At 53.9% G+C, this 17,624-nt stretch carries 15 protein-coding genes and 1 pseudogene; 4 read left to right on the top strand and 12 right to left on the bottom strand.

The window, feature by feature from the left end:
* Positions 1-33: 33 nt before the first annotated feature.
* The 5 genes from AC6GQJ_RS09650 to AC6GQJ_RS09630 all read right to left on the bottom strand — a co-directional run bounded on the left by AC6GQJ_RS09650 (position 34) and on the right by AC6GQJ_RS09630 (position 5,796).
* The gene (locus tag AC6GQJ_RS09650; protein ID WP_500767663.1) at positions 34-1,125 is read right to left on the bottom strand and encodes a glycosyltransferase; all 1,092 of its coding nucleotides are present in this window, start codon (positions 1,123-1,125) and stop codon (positions 34-36) included.
* Positions 1,125-2,903: an ATP-binding cassette domain-containing protein gene (locus tag AC6GQJ_RS09645; RefSeq protein WP_500767662.1), complete on the bottom strand. Its 1,779-nt coding sequence runs from the start codon at positions 2,901-2,903 to the stop codon at positions 1,125-1,127. Before AC6GQJ_RS09645 ends, AC6GQJ_RS09650 begins: the two co-directional genes overlap by 1 nt.
* 221 nt (positions 2,904-3,124) lie before the next feature.
* The gene (tviB, locus tag AC6GQJ_RS09640; protein WP_500767661.1) at positions 3,125-4,423 is read right to left on the bottom strand and encodes a Vi polysaccharide biosynthesis UDP-N-acetylglucosamine C-6 dehydrogenase TviB; all 1,299 of its coding nucleotides are present in this window, start codon (positions 4,421-4,423) and stop codon (positions 3,125-3,127) included.
* Positions 4,416-5,435: an NAD-dependent epimerase/dehydratase family protein gene (locus AC6GQJ_RS09635; RefSeq protein WP_500767660.1), complete on the bottom strand. Its 1,020-nt coding sequence runs from the start codon at positions 5,433-5,435 to the stop codon at positions 4,416-4,418. Before AC6GQJ_RS09635 ends, tviB (AC6GQJ_RS09640) begins: the two co-directional genes overlap by 8 nt.
* 4 nt (positions 5,436-5,439) lie before the next feature.
* On the bottom strand, positions 5,440-5,796 hold the full coding sequence (locus tag AC6GQJ_RS09630; RefSeq protein WP_500767659.1) for a MarR family EPS-associated transcriptional regulator: 357 nt from the start codon (positions 5,794-5,796) through the stop codon (positions 5,440-5,442).
* A 231-nt stretch (positions 5,797-6,027) separates the two neighbouring features.
* Here AC6GQJ_RS09630 and nusG point away from each other — a divergent pair.
* Positions 6,028-6,546: pseudogene (gene nusG / locus AC6GQJ_RS09625) on the top strand (transcription termination/antitermination protein NusG).
* 315 nt (positions 6,547-6,861) lie between these two features.
* On the opposite strand, the gene AC6GQJ_RS09620 reads toward nusG, so the two are convergent.
* The gene (locus AC6GQJ_RS09620) at positions 6,862-7,284 is read right to left on the bottom strand and encodes a helix-turn-helix domain-containing protein (RefSeq protein WP_500767658.1); all 423 of its coding nucleotides are present in this window, start codon (positions 7,282-7,284) and stop codon (positions 6,862-6,864) included.
* A 367-nt stretch (positions 7,285-7,651) separates the two neighbouring features.
* Between AC6GQJ_RS09620 and AC6GQJ_RS09615 the strand changes: the two genes are divergently transcribed.
* Complete coding sequence (locus AC6GQJ_RS09615; RefSeq protein ID WP_500767657.1) at positions 7,652-7,963, top strand: hypothetical protein; 312 nt, start codon at positions 7,652-7,654, stop codon at positions 7,961-7,963.
* A gap of 462 nt (positions 7,964-8,425) precedes the next feature.
* Positions 8,426-8,710 carry a site-specific integrase gene (locus AC6GQJ_RS09610; RefSeq protein WP_500767656.1) on the top strand — a complete coding sequence of 95 codons (285 nt, stop codon included), beginning with the start codon at positions 8,426-8,428 and terminating at the stop codon, positions 8,708-8,710.
* Positions 8,711-9,086: 376 nt separating this feature from the next.
* Here AC6GQJ_RS09610 and tviB (AC6GQJ_RS09605) read toward each other — a convergent pair whose 3' ends face one another.
* Entirely contained in the window at positions 9,087-10,385 is a 1,299-nt protein-coding gene (tviB, locus tag AC6GQJ_RS09605) for a Vi polysaccharide biosynthesis UDP-N-acetylglucosamine C-6 dehydrogenase TviB (protein ID WP_500767655.1), read from the bottom strand.
* Positions 10,378-11,397 (bottom strand): NAD-dependent epimerase/dehydratase family protein, encoded by a 1,020-nt coding sequence (locus AC6GQJ_RS09600; protein WP_500767654.1) that lies wholly within the window; start codon positions 11,395-11,397, stop codon positions 10,378-10,380. The genes tviB (AC6GQJ_RS09605) and AC6GQJ_RS09600 overlap by 8 nt, the downstream gene beginning before the upstream one ends.
* Before the next feature lie 569 nt (positions 11,398-11,966).
* Here AC6GQJ_RS09600 and AC6GQJ_RS09595 point away from each other — a divergent pair.
* Positions 11,967-13,631 carry a BCCT family transporter gene (locus AC6GQJ_RS09595; protein ID WP_500767653.1) on the top strand — a complete coding sequence of 555 codons (1,665 nt, stop codon included), beginning with the start codon at positions 11,967-11,969 and terminating at the stop codon, positions 13,629-13,631.
* A gap of 171 nt (positions 13,632-13,802) precedes the next feature.
* Here the strand turns inward: AC6GQJ_RS09595 and AC6GQJ_RS09590 are convergent, their stop codons facing one another.
* From AC6GQJ_RS09590 to ilvD, 4 genes are all read right to left on the bottom strand, one after another.
* A complete protein-coding gene (locus tag AC6GQJ_RS09590; RefSeq protein WP_500767652.1) occupies positions 13,803-14,174 on the bottom strand; it encodes a hypothetical protein in 372 nt (123 codons plus the stop codon).
* 16 nt (positions 14,175-14,190) lie between these two features.
* The gene (locus tag AC6GQJ_RS09585; protein WP_500767651.1) at positions 14,191-14,964 is read right to left on the bottom strand and encodes a DUF6478 family protein; all 774 of its coding nucleotides are present in this window, start codon (positions 14,962-14,964) and stop codon (positions 14,191-14,193) included.
* Between the two features lie 84 nt (positions 14,965-15,048).
* On the bottom strand, positions 15,049-15,678 hold the full coding sequence (locus AC6GQJ_RS09580; RefSeq protein WP_500767650.1) for a hypothetical protein: 630 nt from the start codon (positions 15,676-15,678) through the stop codon (positions 15,049-15,051).
* Positions 15,659-17,425, bottom strand: coding sequence for a dihydroxy-acid dehydratase (gene ilvD, locus AC6GQJ_RS09575; protein WP_500767649.1), 1,767 nt, complete (start codon positions 17,423-17,425; stop codon positions 15,659-15,661). The genes AC6GQJ_RS09580 and ilvD overlap by 20 nt, the downstream gene beginning before the upstream one ends.
* Positions 17,426-17,624: the final 199 nt, after the last annotated feature.

Below are 17,624 nucleotides of genomic sequence, written 5' to 3'. Positions count from 1 at the left end.
ATTCGTCATTTGTTAAAAATATTGCGCGATCAATCATTTAAGTAGCTCAAGATATTTTTGCACCACGGTCTCTGCTTCAAATTGTGCCAAGTGTGAATGAGGAATTGTGGGTTTCGTTTCTTTTGTTAGCGCTTCTGTAATGGCGTCATGCATTTTTGTTGCATCTCTGACAGGTACGATAGTTCCGAAGCGTCCGCCTTCCAAAATTTCGTGTGGGCCCGTTGGACAGTCCGTAGCAACAATATTCACACCACAGATCAACGCCTCGATCAAGATACCGGGCAGGCCTTCGAAATCAGAGGAAAGAACAAAACAGTTACATTCCTTTATGATTGAAAGAGGGTTTTCAACATAGCCAGGCAATTTGATCCGATCTTCCAATCCCAAAGATTTTATTTTTTCTTCGAGAGCTGATCTTTCATCGCCTTCACCTAAAATTATGAGCTTACAATCCTTATTGCTCGCTGAAGTTAATGCAAACGCATCAATGAGTAAGGAGAAGTTTTTCTGAGGCAACAGTGAACCTGCACCAACCACACACGCATCGTTACCAACCCACTGTTTGAACCAATTTGGCGGATTTTCTTGCGCCATTTCGTATTGTTTATGCGTTAGTGCCGGAGTGTAAATTTTCTTAGCTTTATGATTATATTTATCCCTAAACTCGGCCACTTCATGCTCTGAGATGCCAATGATCCAGTCCAAGTCTTTATAAAAAAAGTCACCTAAGGTCGGGATAATGTACTTTCCAGCAAAAGTGGTTGCGCCTGCTTTAGCGTCTCGATGCGATTTTCCTTCCCAAATTATGATGTTGGGCCTTTTTCCGCGCATTCCTATCCTACTAAGAAAATATACTGAGGCAGCATTCCGTCCGAATAAAATTATGTTGTCGTATTCATTCTTCAAAGCCGATCTTAGTTTGAAGAGTGAAAAAATTGACCGCTTGCTAGAAAAATTTATTGTGTGATCCATACAGTCCTTTTTAAAACTGTTGTCTTTGGGGGCGCGCAAATAGCAAACAGTTAGGTCGACCCCATATCCGATCAGTGTATCTGATAGTTGCGATGCAATTCGCGAAGCTCCGCCACTTCCATGCCTAGGCACAATCATTAGAGTTCGCTTCATCAGAAAGCTTCCTGATCGGGTGAGGAGTTTGATTTTTCGTACTGAACAGTCCCTTCGTCGACCCATAGTACTTCGTCGAAAAGTTCAATCAAATCATGGTTGTGAGATATCATGATAATGCCCGCTCTGCTTTTGAGCAATTTATTTAGAAGGCGAATTTCGAGATCCTTATTTAGAGCGGCAGTCGCTTCATCTAAAAATAAGAAAGGAGTTTTCGTAACATAAGCTCGCGCTATAGCAACTCTTTGCAATTGGCCCCCTGACAACTCCAAATTCTGTGGGTGAATTTCCGTTGTGTAGATGTTCTCAAAATCACCAACGAAAGACTCCAACTCACAAATGCTATACACTTCTTGAAGGACTTTACGATCATGATCGTTATTGGGAGAGACATAATCTTTTAAAAGTATGTTCTCTGAAATTGTCGCCGAAAACATTGTCGATGCTTGCGGCACAACCGCACCGAAGTCCGTGACTTCAGGTTTTCGTTCAATTGTACCGGAGGTCGGTTCAAGTAGCCCTGAAAGCATTTTTAATAGTGTGCTTTTTCCAGAACCTGAGTTTCCCACAATTAGCGTATTCGATTTATTTGTGAAGCTGTGGGAAAGACTTTTAATGACATCAGTTCCACCATCATTATATCGGAACGAAACATCAGCTAATTCAATGCTAAGTTTTTTACTTGGGCTCAAACTATGGGCGTCTGGCTTGGCTTCAATAACTTTCGCTGCGGGAAGGTTCGAAGATTCTTGAATTTTATTAAATATGGTCCGACCGTACCGTAAGTTCGATAGACCCTGATAGATAATGAGGGCGGCAGGTTGTATCTTATACGCAGCTAATCCAAACAGCGCGAGTGCCGAAATTGCTTGGTTCAATTGACTCCCGTCATCCAAGCGCATGTAGGAGAAGAGCGCTACAACAATTAGCAGTGAGAATGCTATGAACTCTACTAAATAGCGTGGAATTGCATTTACAGTGCAATAAGCTACTTGAGATTTGCAAAACTCGTCTTGAGACTGATTGAAAGCAGATACAGCGATGCTCTCCTTTCGAGCTAGCCGTAAAACTTCAAACAAATTGATTAGTGCTAATACTGATTGAAATCTTCCTTCGTTGGCTTTTGTCAGCATGTTTCCGTGCCGGCCAAGTGCCTCGCGTACGAAGCGAAAGACGAAAAGATAGAGAAACCCAAAAGTGACAAAGACTGCCATCGCTGCAAAAGGGTGAAAAAATAGAAGAATGCCGCCCAAGAAGAACAAAATAAACGCGTTTGTCATGCCGAAAAAGAGAGGCCGAATTACTTGTTGGATCAGTTGATCGACATCAGAAATAGTGAGTGCTTGAAGGTTGTTTTGCTTGTTGAACCTTTCAGCAGCTAGAAACTCACTTTTTGAGAAGCTGGATAGTATTGATTCTGTTAGTAGGAACCGAATTCTCTCGATAAACTGATGGATCGAATACACTGCAAAAATTCTAAATGCGGCACCAAAAAACAGTAATGAGACGCCGAAACACCCAACAATTATCAAATTATATAGTTTTGGTTCTGAAGCGTAACTATCCTGGCCAAAAAAATATTGTGCTACCTTTTCGACTAGTGATTCCAAAAACACATTGGATTGTTGTCCAGTTTCTGAAACTAGAGCTTCAATAAACGGCAAAATTGAAAGTGTAGAAATCGTCTCAATAATGCCAAGAGCAACTCCTACGGAGAGGACTTGAGCGAATCTTTTCCGACCCTGAGACAAAAAGAGGTAAACAAGGAATTCGCGCATTTCTAAACGACACTCACTTTAATGGGTTCACAAAGGATCTTGAAACCAATTGACGGGGCAAACAGTTAACCTAGCATGTCAATGGTTAGAGCAATCTAAGTCATTGGGGTCCAGCGCCGCGACCAGATCATTGCCGGTCTCTCGAATGGTGGTCATGTGGCGGGGAGCGATGTAGCCAGCGGCCCCATTGAGTGCTAAGCGTTTCATGTCCGATCTTCGTCTTACAACCGCAAATCGCTTTGATCAGCGGGCAGGGTATATTTCAAATCGTAGAGAACATGGTCTCCACGTCCAAGCTTGCGGACGCCTTTGGCTCCTAGGTCGGTGAACTCTTGGTGTGCTACAGCCAAGATCACGCCATCATATGCGCCATTTTCTGGTTCGCTGATCGGAGTAATACCGTATTCATGTTGCGCCTCCGTTGCATCAACCCAAGGATCGTAGACATCAACGTCGATGCCATAGTCCTGTAACTCGGCGATTACATCGACGACGCGGGTGTTTCGAAGATCGGGGCAGTTCTCTTTGAATGTCAGCCCCATTAGCAAAACCCGCGCGCCTTTGACGTGGATGCGGCGTTTGAGCATCTCTTTGACCAGTTGCCCAGCAACGTAAGCGCCCATGCCATCATTGAGCCGGCGGCCTGCTAGAATGATCTGTGGATGGTATCCCGTCGCCTCTGCTTTGTGGGTTAAGTAGTAGGGGTCAACGCCAATGCAGTGACCGCCAACCAAACCAGGGCGGAATGGGAGGAAGTTCCATTTGGTGCCTGCGGCCTGAAGAACGGCTTCGGTGTCGATGCCCATGCGATTAAAGATAACTGCCAACTCGTTAATCAGTGCGATGTTCAAGTCCCGTTGGGTGTTTTCAATGACCTTTGCGGCCTCTGCGACGCGGATCGATGGTGCTTTGTGTGTGCCTGCCGTAACGATCGATGCATAGAGGTCGTTGACGAAATCGGCTACTTCGGGAGTCGACCCAGAAGTGACCTTCATAATTGTCGTTAATCGGTGCGTCTTGTCACCGGGATTGATCCGTTCAGGGCTATAGCCCGCGAAGAAGTCTTCGTTGAACTTCAAACCCGAACAACGCTCAAGCACAGGCACACAATCTTCCTCAGTTGCTCCAGGATAGACTGTGGACTCGTAGATAACCAAATCGCCGCGCTTCAGTACTTTGCCGATGGTTTCCGAAGCTTTGATAAGCGGGATAAGATCAGGACGTTTGTGCGCGTCAATCGGGGTTGGAACCGTCACGATATATACATTGCAGTCTTCGATATCTTTTAGATCATTTGTGAATGAAAGGAGCGAGGCAGATTTCAATTCCTCGTCATCAACTTCAAGTGTTGTGTCATGGCCGGAACGCAGCGCGTCAATGCGGCTTGTGTTTATATCAAAGCCCACAACTGGGCAAGATTTACCAAATTCTACAGCAAGGGGCAGGCCAACATAGCCAAGTCCGATCACGGCGAGCTTGATATTTTCCAGAGACAGCATATTCATTTTAACCTCAGACATCGTAATATTCACGATACCAGTCGACAAAGCGGGCTATGCCGTCGCGGTAATGGGTTTGCGGCTGATAGCCTGTTAATTTCTTTAGCAAGTCTGCATTGGCCCATGTCGCGGGCACATCACCCATTTGCATAGGCATGTAGTTGCGGATCGCCTTCTTGCCCAAGACATCTTCAATCGCATCAATGAAGTCCAAAAGGCGGACTTTCTCAGAGTTGCCGATGTTTACCACACGATATGGTGCGACGGGCGAGAGGCTATCGCCTTCTTCAATCTCATCACGAGAGGCGGGTCGCTCAGGGACGGTGTCGATGAGCAGGCGGATGCCGCGCACGAGATCGTCGACATAGGTAAAGTCGCGGTACATGTCGCCATGGTTGTAGATGTCGATGGGGCGGTTATCGAGGATGGCATCGACGAATTTGAATAGGGCCAAATCGGGGCGACCGTAGGTGCCGTAGACCGTGAAGAAGCGGAACATGGTCGTGGGCAGGTTCCATAGGTGCGCATAGGAATGCGCCATGCACTCGTTGGCTTTTTTGGTGGCCGCATAGAACGTCAGAGGCGTGTCGCACTTCTCGGTCTCGTCGAACGGCATCTCCTCGTTTGCGCCATACACAGACGATGTTGAAGCCATGAGGAGATGGTCGACCTTCAATTCGCGAGCGGATTCCATCACGTTGAAGGTGCCGACGATGTTGGAATCTAGGTATGCCTTGGGGTTTTCGAGGCTGTAGCGAACACCAGCTTGCGCCGCCAAATGCACGATGACGTCTGGCTGGAAGTCATTCGCTACCTTCGCAAATGCCCCTTCATTCTCCAGGCGATCTTGTGTGGCTGCGAAATTTGGCGACTGAAGCAGCATCTGATGCCGCCGTTTTTTGAGATTCACGTCATAGTAATCGGTCATGGCGTCAAAGCCATGTACTTGGAACCCTTCAGCGATGAGAAGTTTTGCAAGATGGAAGCCGATGAAGCCAGCTGTTCCGGTGACGAGCACTTTTCTTTGGGTCACGTCTTTATCCTTGATCCTGATCAATTGCGTTGTAGGGGAGTTCTGAACTCAACGTGTCAATCTCCTCGCGGAGCGCCTCATACTCAGCCACCTTCCGCGCCAAGAAGGAGCGTGTCAGCGCGGCGCGCTTTGCGATCCCTTGCGGTGTCAGCACATAGGCGTATCGCCGTTTGTCCTTCGCCGCTGTGAAGTTGCTGAGCTTCACGAGCCCTTTGTCGACGAGCGCATTGAGCGCGTAGTTCATTCGCCCCACGCTCACGCCTACGGCTTTTGCAAGATCGCGTTGCGACATTTCAGGGTTTTCCTGAAGAAGCCGAAGGATGCGAAAATGCATATCTTCCTGAAGTTGGGAGCGTGTCATATGGCTGTGATCTTGGCAGGCTACCGCACTAGAGCTGCCTGTGCGGCGCTCCGTGAAAGATTAGCTAGCGTGACAAATAGATATTCCATCGTTCAAGTTTGAGCGGTAGCGAAAGGTTAACGAGCAGGCAATAGTAAAAATCGCGGTTTAGGACTAAGGTGCGATGTCGTCGATGTTGCAATTGTTCGAAATTGAACGATATATGGCGTCGTGATTGTTAAGGGGTGTGGAATGACACAGAATGTCGTTGATAAAGAGATGAGTTGGTTCTTGGCTCAGTTGAAGTCAAACAGTTCGCAGATTGCAAAACGCAATCTTGAGCGGCAGGGGTTTGAGACGTTTCTGCCTCTTGAGGAAACCACACAGTAACGATCTGGCAGGTTTGTGACTGCGCGGCGTCCCCTCTTCCCGGGCTATATTTTTGTTGCGTTCAATGCGGTGCAGGGGTGTTGGCGGACGATCAATTCAACGCAAGGCATCACACGGTTGGTGAGCTTTGGTCGCGCGCCCGCGCCAGTGCCAGGCGGGCTGGTGGATGAATTTAAGGCGCGGTGCGACAGTATGGGCAAACTGGTCGCGGCGTCCGCTCTCGCGACGGGGGACGCGGTGACGTTTGCCAAAGGTCCGTTCTCCGATTTTGTCGGAGAGGTCGAGAAAATCGACGTGGATCGCCGTGTTTGGGTTTTGATGGACCTCATGGGCGGACAGACGCGTGTGAAAGCGGAAGAAGCGCAGTTGCGGGCGGTTTAGTGTGCCGTTTCGCTGCCCTGCGCTACCTTTGCCAACCTCATTGACATAAAGCCAAGCGTCATTATCGCGCCAGACAAGATGAGGAGCAGGAGGCCTGACACTGCCGTTCCGAGGATCTGGAGCGTGTCGAGCCACTTGTAGTTTTGGCCTGTTTCGGCAAGTATGTTGAGGCGTGCAAACCCTGCGCTATAGAGCAAAACTGTCGCGACGAAGAGCGTGGTAACTGGCCGCATAGGGTCGATCACTTGACGGCGTGTTCGGTCCAGAGTTGCGCGCCTAATCTGCTGCCATTGTTTGCTTGGTTGATTCACACTCTTACTCCCTTACCAATTCAATCCATGTGTGCACGTCGTCGTCGGAGACTTCACGGCCTTCGACATGCAACTGATACCAACGGGCGACGATCGCGCCGCGTTTTTCGCTTTTGATTTTTATGCCTTCTGATGTGAGGTGCTGATCGAGCTCGGTTTCGATTCGCTTAAGGGCGTCGAAGTCATGCGCCGTGCGGATGGCTTTGGTGCCCATAAGCACCCATGCAATGTCGACATCAAAGCTGTCGCCTAAGGCAACAAGAGCTTCAACCGGTAATCCGCGCTGGCCCTTTTCGTAGCTGTGATAAGCGCGGTGCGACACACCGAGAGCATCGGCAAGCGCAGTTTGGGTAAGGCCAATTTCGTTGCGCACGATCGCCAGCCGAGCGCCCATAGCAACAAACACACTTTTAGAATCTCGTGACATGCACGGTTTCCTGTTGACGGGACTGTATTTGCGCGCGAGGCTGCACAAAATGACAGTATTTTACATTCTATGCCATCTGATCACGTCAAATGGTGCGGGGCAAGCGATTCCATGCGGAACGCGGATCTAGGTTTAACGAGGAAAGGCGGTTTATAATGGCTGAAGTTGAAGCACCAGAAGGCTCCCAGATCCTTGCGTTGGGCAAGACGCCGACGCAGTGGGTTGAGGTCATGGCGGGCATGGGCATTGATGTTTCCGAGCGCACGTTGCGTGAGCGCGCCAATGCCACGGGGGCTTTTTATCGCCTCGGGCGCACCATGCTCATCACGCCTGCGCAGATCGATGCCATTTTCGAAGGAGGTCCGTCATGCCACTCGAAATCTACCAACGTGGGAATTATTTCTGGGCGAAAGGTTGGGTCGAATACAACGGCAGGCCAATCGCCGGTCCATACCGGCGCAGCACTAAGGCATCTACAGAAGCAGGCGCACGGGACTGGATAACGCGCGAGACCGAGTTTCAAATCCGGCGGTATCTCATTGGTGACGAGGTCAATATGACCTTCGCGGACACGATCATGTTCTACAAGGCATCGCCATCTACCGCGAAACAATTGATCGCCATCTTTAAAGAGATCGGACATCTGTCGTTGGGTGCGATTACAGGAGCGCGGCTCTAAAAGCCTTGGCCCCAAGCTGAGGTCTAAGGCTTGCACAAATACGTGGTGGCGCAAGACCGTGACGCCTGCGTGTACGGTCATCAATAACGCGCATGAGTATGAGGGCACGCCGCTTATTCGTGTGAAAAATTACGACAAGTTTGAACGGATTGCGCAGGACAAGTTTCGAGGCAAACCAAGCCGTGTCGAACGCATGCCATCGGATAACAACTGGGTGGAGGCGTTTTGCGCTGCCGCTGATCCCTACAATACAGCTTTGTTGCGGTTCATGTTCGAGACCGGCGCACGTATCGATCAGGTGACCTCGCTTGAGCCTGATGATCTACGCCCCTTTAAAAATAGGTGCGGCTCACAGCGCAGAAAGGGCATCCCGATGAGTGGATCACTGTCTCCCCACAGATGATGCACGAAATGTGCGTGCTCAGGCCCAAGCAGCCAAAGAACCGCAAGATTGGAAAGTTCATGAAAGCGCGGGTGTTCGGCTATGGCTGTCCGACTGGATATTCGAAGCGCTGGCGGACGATCTGCAAGCGCGCGGGCATTTCCTATCTGTCAGCGCTCCGCGCGGGGTGGCATGGGTTCTTTACCGAGCTTGTGGTGCGCCAAGGCATTGATCCCGTGACCGCAGCCAAAGCGGGCCGTTGGTCGGACCCGAATTTGCCGATGCGGATCTATGCCCATGCCGAGACGGACGAGTCTGATGTACGAGCGCTATTCAGAACGCGTACGGTACAAAATGACCACTAAAATGCACTCAACTCTTCGAAGAACCGAAAGGACAATCGCAATGAAATACACCCTCCTAAAGGGCAGGTTGCAGGTTCGAATCCTGCCGGGGTCGCCAGACTGTCTCGGGTGGTAAGGTTTGTAAGCGGGAGAGTTGTGCGCGGGCACGCCTCTATTTGGCGAACCAAGCTCGGGAGTATCAGTGTAACTCCTGCGTATGTGTATTAACTCCTTAGCCATTTTGCATAGCTTTAGGTCTGTTGATGCTGGTGCGCCTAGTTAGGAGATTGGACTTCGACGCGCTCATTGACGCTGTCGCGATGTCTGTTTTTTGAGGTCGCCGCATACATTTGCGTTCGGGCGTAGTTGCTTAAACTCTTGACGCCGACCCGCAAACTTATAGCCTTAGATCGCTTTGATCGGCGGGGAGTGTGTATTTCAAGTCGTATAGGACATGATCTGCGCGGCCAAATTTCCGTATGCCCACAGACCCTAAGTTGTTGAATTCGTTATGCGCTACGGCCAGCACTATTCCGTCACAGGCGTCAGTTTCGGGCTTTGCAACTGGCGTGATCGCATATTCACGCTCAGCTTCCGCCGCATTTACCCATGGATCGTAGACATCGACTTTCACGCCGTAGTCTTTCAACTCTGCGATTACATCGACAACGTGCGTGTTTCGTAGGTCCGGGCAGTTCTCTTTGAAGGTCAACCCCATCACCAGCACGCGCGCGCCCTGAACATGGATACGTTTGCGCAACAATGCTTTTACCAGTTGCCCTGCGACGTAGGCGCCCATGCCATCGTTAAGACGCCGACCGGCGAGGATGATCTGGGGGTGGTAACCCGTCGCTTCTGCTGCATGGGTCAAATAGTACGGGTCTACGCCAATGCAGTGACCTCCGACCAAGCCCGGCCGGAAGGGTAAAAAGTTCCATTTTGTGCCCGCAGCCTGAAGCACTGCCTCGGTATCGATATCCATACGGTTGAAGATTACCGCCAACTCGTTGATCAGCGCGATATTCAAATCCCGCTGTGTGTTCTCGATCACTTTCGCGGCTTCGGCGACGCGGATTGAAGGAGCCTTGTGCGTACCGGCGGTTACGATCGAGGCGTAGAGGTCGTCAACGAAGTCAGCAATCTCTGGTGTCGAGCCCGAGGTTACCTTAGTGATCGTGGTCAAGCGGTGGGTCTTGTCCCCTGGATTAATCCGCTCGGGGCTATAGCCCGCAAAAAAATCTTTGTTGAATTTCAGACCTGACACCCCTTCAAGCACAGGTACGCAGTCCTCCTCGGTTGCGCCGGGGTAGACGGTCGACTCGTAAATTACCAAGTCGCCGCGCTTCAGCACTTTGCCTATAGTTTCAGAAGCTTTGATCAGAGGTGTCAGATCTGGGCGCTTGTGCGCGTCAATCGGGGTCGGGACTGTCACTATGTAAACATTGCAGTTGGCGATGTCGTCGAGGTTGTTTGAAAACGAAAGGTGCGTGGCAGACTTCAATTCATCGTCGTCAACCTCAAGGGTTGAGTCGGTCCCCGCGCGCAGGGCCCCTATGCGGCTCATATTGATGTCAAAGCCCACAACCGACCGCGTTTTGCCAAACTCGACAGCGAGCGGAAGGCCAACATACCCAAGGCCGATTACCGCAAGCTTGATTGTTTCCAAAGACAACTTATTCATTTCAACCTCAGACATTGTAATATTCACGGTACCATTCGACAAAACGCGTGATGCCATCGCGGTAATGGGTTTGGGGTCGATAGCCGGTAAGCTTCTTCAGTAGGTCCGCATCCGCCCATGTCGCGGGCACATCGCCCATTTGCATCGGCATGTAGTTGCGGATCGCTTTTTTGCCCAGGACGTCTTCAATCGCGTCGATGAAGTCCAACAGGCGAACCTTTTCAGAGTTGCCGATGTTGACCACGCGATACGGCGCGACGGGGGACAGGCTGTCGCCTTCGTCGATGTCGGCGCGCGACGTTGGGCGCTCGGGGGCTGCGTCGATCAGCAGGCGAATGCCCCGCACGAGGTCATCGACATAGGTAAAGTCGCGATACATGTCGCCATTGTTGTAGATATCGATGGGACGGTCATCGAGGATCGCGTCGACAAATTTGAATAGCGCCAGATCGGGGCGACCATAGGTGCCATAGACAGTGAAAAAGCGGAACATGGTTGTGGGCAAGTCCCATAAATGCGCATAGGAGTGCGCCATGCTCTCGTTGGCCTTCTTGGTCGCCGCATAGAAGGTTAGGGGCGTGTCACATTTCTCGGTTTCGCTGAACGGCATCTCTTCGTTCGCGCCGTATACCGACGAGGTCGAGGCCATAAGCAGGTGATCAATCTTCAGCTCACGTGCGGCCTCCATCACGTTGAAAGTGCCGACGATATTTGAATCCAGATATGCCCGCGGGTTTTCGAGGCTGTAGCGCACACCGGCTTGTGCCGCCAAATGCACGATCACTTCCGGTTTGAAGTCATCGGCCACTTTCGCGAAAGCATCGCCGTTTTCCAACCTGTCCTCTGTCGTTGTGAAGTTGGGAGACTGCAGCAGCATCTGGTGGCGACGTTTCTTGAGGTTCACGTCGTAATAGTCGGTCATGGCGTCGAAACCATGCACCTGGAAACCTTCGGCGAGCAGGAGCTTCGCAAGGTGGAAACCGATGAAACCTGCGGTTCCGGTGACTAGAACTTTTCTTTGGGTCACGCTCTGTCCTTAGTTCTGATCAATCGCGGGGTGGGGAAACCGATGCGTCGATCGCCTCGTGAAGAGTTCCGTACCTAGTCATTTTTCGCGCCAGAGGGAGGGTGTTGGCGGTGCATTTCTCAAAAAATCCTGTGGCTCTGTAGTTCGATACCGCATTTCGGGCTTTCGTGGCTTCAAATTCGCCCGCAGTCCTAGTCCCTATGTCAAATCGCATGTTGTCTATGCTGCAGATAGAATTCGCGGCAACGCGTCCTGACATTTAAAATTTTTCGGGGATGGACGCCAAGTATGAAGGTCCAATTCGGAAGATCCCTCCAACACCTCCCCCGCCCCATCAGACACTCCGGTTGTGCCCGACCCGACAACCGCGATAGACACTGCGGTGAAGCACGAAATCGGTGAAATGGGCGCTGACCTTGTCGCAAGGGCAGGTGACGTGCCCAACGGCATGGATGACATCTAGCCGTCGAATGCGGGCATATTGGCCGAACATGCGTTATGCTTGGTCATGGTCGTGCGGGTCCGGCCCGCGAAACTGACGAATGAAATTACAGGGGACATTGAAGAAAATGGCAGACAATACCGACATAGACGAGAGTACGGGCATACCTGCCCCCGAGGGCGCGTCCGACGTCATCGACACCGATTACGAGATCGGTCAGGACAATATCGAGGCGCAGATCGGGCGCTTTGGCATGGACATCCACAACCCTGTTTTCCTGATTTCGGGCCTCAGCGTTGTGGCTTTTGTTATTTATGCGCTGCTGGCACCGCAGCAGGCGGCGGATTTCTTTGGTTGGTTGCGTCCGGCGCTGACGTCGACTTTTGACGGGTTCTTCCTGTCGGCGGCGAACATCTTTGTGCTGTTCTGTCTTGCGCTGATCGTGCTGCCTTTGGGCTCGGTTCGGTTGGGCGGCGCGGATGCCACGCCGGATTACGGATATCTGGGATGGTTCTCGATGCTGTTTGCCGCGGGCATGGGCATCGGGTTGATGTTCTTTGGCGTTCTGGAACCGGCTTATTACTTCGGCACACCTTGGGGGGACGAACCCTTGGGTGCGGTACGCCCGTTCACCGAAGACGGCGTTCTGATCCCCGAGAACGTGGCCGAGGCCAAGCGTATGGCGCTGGCCGCGACCTCGTTCCACTGGGCGCTGCACCCGTGGGCGATCTATGCGGTTGTGGCACTGGCACTGGCATTGTTCAGCTATAACAAGGGTCTGCCGCTTTCGATCCGTTCTGCCTTTTACCCGATCCTTGGCGAACGTGTCTGGGGCTGGTGGGGCCACGTGATCGACATCACGGCCGTGTTTGCAACGCTGTTCGGTCTGGCCACATCGCTAGGTCTGGGCGCGCAACAAGCCAATGCGGGGCTTGAGTTTGTCTATGGCATCCCAAGCTCAGTCACGGTTCAGGTCATACTGATCATCGGGATTACTGCCATTGCGTTGGTATCGGTCCTTCGCGGACTGGACGGCGGGGTCAAAGTCCTGTCCGAGATCAACATGGTCGTCGCGATTGCGTTGCTGTTGTTCGTGCTGTTCACCGCAGGGGCCATCGGCATTCTGACCGATTTCGGCAGCACGCTGGTTGCTTACGCCCAAGAGGTGGTGCCACTGTCCAACCCGTTCGGTCGCACCGATGACGGCTACCGAGAAGGCTGGACCGCGTTCTATTGGGCGTGGTGGATTTCTTGGTCGCCATTCGTGGGCATGTTTATCGCCCGCGTTTCGCGTGGCCGTACAGTGCGCGAATTCCTGACATGCGTTCTGATCATTCCATCGGTGGTCTGCATTTTCTGGATGGCCGTGTTTGGCGGGACAGCGATTGACGATATGGTCGCAAACCTTGCGGACAGCGCGGTCAAGGCCACGGTGATCGATGCCTACGTGCCGGAACTGTCGCTGTTTGCGATGCTGGAAAGCCTGCCATTGCCGGCGATCACATCGACCATCGGTATCGTGCTGGTCATCGTGTTCTTTGTCACCTCGTCGGATTCCGGCTCGCTGGTGATCGACACGATCACTGCAGGGGGCAAAATCGACGCGCCCGTGCCGCAGCGTGTGTTCTGGTGCACCTTCGAGGGGTTGGTGGCCATCGTGCTGCTGATCGGCGGCGGTCTCAGCTCTTTGCAGGCGATGGTCATCTCGACCGGCTTGCCCTTCACGGTCGTGCTACTGCTGATGTGCTGGTGTATCTTTAAAGGTCTCCAGCAAGAGCGTGCGCTGACCTGACCAAAAATTACTGAACGGGCGCGCATCTGCTGCGCCCGTTCTTTTCCACCGCCGTGTCGTAAGGGCCAGCAGGTGGCATGCAAACTCTTTGGGCTAGCCCAATGGCCGCCTTCAGCTTTGCAATGCTTTCAGAAAATTCAGCCTGTCAATTTGCGCGCCGCCGCGTCTCGCTCAGGTCGTTTCGATGCAGTGGCGGCGGAAGGCGCGCTTCAGCATATCCAACTCGGCGCGCAGCAACTCGACTTCGCTGCGGATGTCATCGCCAAGGACTTCGCCCGCGATCAGGGTGAACTGGCCCAGCGTTTCGTCATCGGTCGCATCCGCAATGACAAAAACCTGAACCCCTTCGGAAATCGCGGTGATCGGAATGGGAATCTGGACCAGCCACTGGCCCTCGGTCTTGGTTTCGTGCACCTCGACATCGTCCAGCGGGGTGCCCAGATGCGTGACCTTGATCTGCGGAACGCCCGTGCCGGACTGTTCGACAGTGCCCTGCCAGATGCCTTGCCGCATCTTGGTCGGCGTCAGTTTCAACGTGCTCATCGAGGCGTCTCCTTGGTCACAGCGCCGCGCGCGGGCGCCGGAAAAATGTGAGGTCGCGCAGGGTCACCTGATTCATCTCGGGCCCTTCAAAGATCAGGTCGATCCACGCCCGTTCGATCCGCTTTTCGTTCAGTTTGGAATAAGCTAGATCGAATTCGACGGTCACGTCTTTTTCGTTCAGCGGCAATTCCCGCACGATCTGTTCGCTGTTGGGCCCATGCCGGATGTTCAGCCGCGCAAAGATTTCCAGCGGTTTTTCCATTTCGACAATCGCGTTCATGCCCAGCAGATGCGTTTTGCGCATGCCCTTTACGGCGTCCTGCGGCAGATCGACAACCAGCGACAGAAACGAGCCGTCGAATTTGAAAACGTCCAAGCGCAACCCGTAGGGCGCGAGGTCTTCCTCACGCTGGTTGCGCAACTGGCGCAGGGTCAGTTCGCTGAACTCACAGTCGTGAAACAGCGTGACTTCGTTGCCCAGCATCGACTTTGTTTCGACCGAGGACAGGCCGGGAATGGGCAGTGGGCCGCGCCACATTTCAGGCCGCCACGCCCAGTCGGCATTGTGCGGGCGCGGAAAGGCGGTCGACCCAAGGGCGGGCAGGGCAAGGCGTTCGTCGGCGGTGTGGATCAGCCGGTCAAGATGCGAACGCAGCAACCGTGCCGCACCGCGCTGACGGCGCAGTTCGCTCAGCTTTGTTTCCGCCGCATTGCGCGCTGCACGCGCCCAACGGCGCATCGCACGCTTATGCGCCAGCTTTTCGATCATATTGATGGTTTTGCCTGCCATATGCCCTGTGCTGTTCTGGCTGCCCCTGTGTCGCGGGCTTGCTTATCTATGCCAAAGATTGCGGTAATATAAACCGGCCCGTGCTTAGTTTGTCACGGGTTTTGCGCCTGCCGTTGCAGAATTGTTTTGTGCGGTTTTGCGGGCGGCGTTCGAACTGTCCTGCGTCTGGCGCACGGTTTGCGACAGCATGTCCGGCGCGCGTTCGCCCAGTTCGGCCCCGCCTGTGGGTTCATATAGGGCCAGACCGATCACCTGTTCACCTACCGTGCCAACAGCGCGCCAATACACTTTGCGCAAATCGGCGCTGGGCGGGCGGCCTTCCAGTTGGAAAACGGAATGGGTGTCGTAGGTCCGTTCCTGTAACACAACCTCGCCCGCGTCGCCGCGCCGGTCCGCGTCATGTTTGGCCTGCGGCACAATCGCGGCGGTGATCAGCGCGACGGGCGTGCCGAATTCGGTGGCTCCGCCCAGAATGTCACAGCGCGCCATCAGCGCGAATTCCTTGCGCAGCGTGCGTTTGTCGATACAGAACCCCGTTGGTGGCACAAGGGTCACTGCGCCGCCGCCAAGGTTGGCAAAGCGCAAAGCGTTGTTTGCCGTGGCGGGTTTTTGGCCGGACGGGGCGCCCGCCAACCCGCCCGCAATGTCGTCGCAGCCTGCGAGGGCCACCAGTGCGGCCCCCGCAATCAGACCTTTACAGGTCCATGTAGTCATGACGCTCGGCCTTCGCTCCGGGGTGGGTGACCGCACCCTTATAGGCACCGCCTACAAGCTGGGCGTATTTCCACAATGCGCCCGACCCGTACAGCGTTTCGCGCGGCCCTGCCCACGCGGCTTTACGCTCGGCCAGTTCCTCGTCCGTGAGGTCGACGTTCAGCGTGCCTTCGATGGCGTTCAGGGTGATCACATCACCGTCTTTCAGAAGGGCAATGGGGCCACCATGGGCGGCCTCGGGGCCAACGTGTCCCACACAGAACCCGCGTGTCGCGCCAGAGAAACGGCCGTCGGTGATCAAGGCCACCTTCTTGCCCATGCCTTGACCCGACAGGGCTGCCGTGGTGGCCAGCATCTCGCGCATACCAGGACCGCCTGCGGGGCCCTCGTTACGAATCACGAACACGTCGCCTTCTTCATAGGTGCGGTTCTGCACCGCCTCAAAAGCGTCCTGTTCGCATTCAAACACGCGCGCAGGGCCGGTAAAGATCTGGTGCTGGGCTTCCATGCCTGCGACCTTCACGATGGCGCCTTCGGGGGCCACGTTGCCTTTCAGGCCGACTACGCCGCCGGTTTTGGTGATTGGTGTTTCCACCGGATAGATGACCTTGCCGTCCGCTTCGAGCGTGTTCTTGTCCAGTTCCTCGCCGATGGAGTAGCCTGTGGCGGTGATGCAATCCTCGTGGATCAGGCCCGCTTTGCGCAGTTCCTTCATTACGACGGGCACGCCGCCAACTTCGTAAAGGTCTTTGGCCACGTACTGACCGCCTGGCTTCAGGTCGACAAAGTAGGGCGTGTCGCGGAAAATTTCGCAGACATCTTCGAGGAAGAAGTCGATACCGGCCTCATGCGCCATGGCAGGCAGGTGCAGACCGGCATTGGTCGAACCACCTGTACAGGCCACGATGCGCGCCGCGTTTTCCAGCGATTTGCGCGTGACGATATCGCGGGCGCGGATGTTCTTTTCGATCAGGTTCATCACAGCCGCGCCAGAGGCTTTGGCATATTCGTCGCGCGACTCGTAAGGAGCGGGCGCGCCTGATGAGTTTGGCAGTGCAAGGCCGATCGCTTCGGAGACGCAGGCCATGGTGTTGGCGGTGAACTGGCCACCGCAGGCACCGGCGGACGGGCAGGCGACGCGTTCGAGGATCTCAAGCTCGGCCTCGGTCATGGTGCCGTTCTGCTGCTGGCCGACAGCTTCGAACATGTCCTGAACGGTCAGGTCACGATCCAGATAGGCGGAAGGCACGGATGCACCCGCAGCCACACGACCCGGCAGGATCGACCCGCCATACAGGAACACGGACGGTACATTCAGACGGATCATCGCCATCATCATCCCCGGCAGGGATTTGTCACAGCCCGCAAGGCCGACAATCGCGTCATAGCAGTGACCGCGCATGGTCAGCTCGACCGTGTCGGCAATCGCCTCGCGGCTGGCCAGCGAAGACCGCATGCCTTCGTGGCCCATCGCGATCCCGTCGGTGACGGTAATGGTGGTGAACTCGCGCGGGGTTCCGTCGGCGGCCTTGACGCCCAGCTTGACCGCTTGGGCCTGACGGTTCAGCGCGATGTTGCACGGGGCCGCTTCGTTCCAGCAGGTTGCCACGCCAACCAGTGGCTGGTGGATTTCCTCTTCGGTCATGCCCATCGCATAGTAATATGACCGGTGCGGCGCACGGGCGGGCCCCTCGGTTACGTGGCGGCTGGGCAGTTTCGATTTGTCAAAGCGGGGCGTGGTAGTCATCAATCTCTTCCCTAGGCTGGCGTTTCCAGTGTCGTAGGCGAGCGCGCGGGCGCTGGCAAGTCTGGGCGCACCTGCGATTGCACCTGTCACCCCTTTGCAAATGCTTGTTTGGCGCGTCACCTGCGCGGTTGTAAAAAAGGGGGTACAGCATTAATTAATTTGGACAGTTCGTGCTGGGGTGTGGGTCTATCACTCGGAA

This window comes from Tateyamaria sp. 7Alg 36, from assembly GCF_059882455.1.
This window is presented reverse-complemented; position numbering and strand designations above follow the sequence as displayed.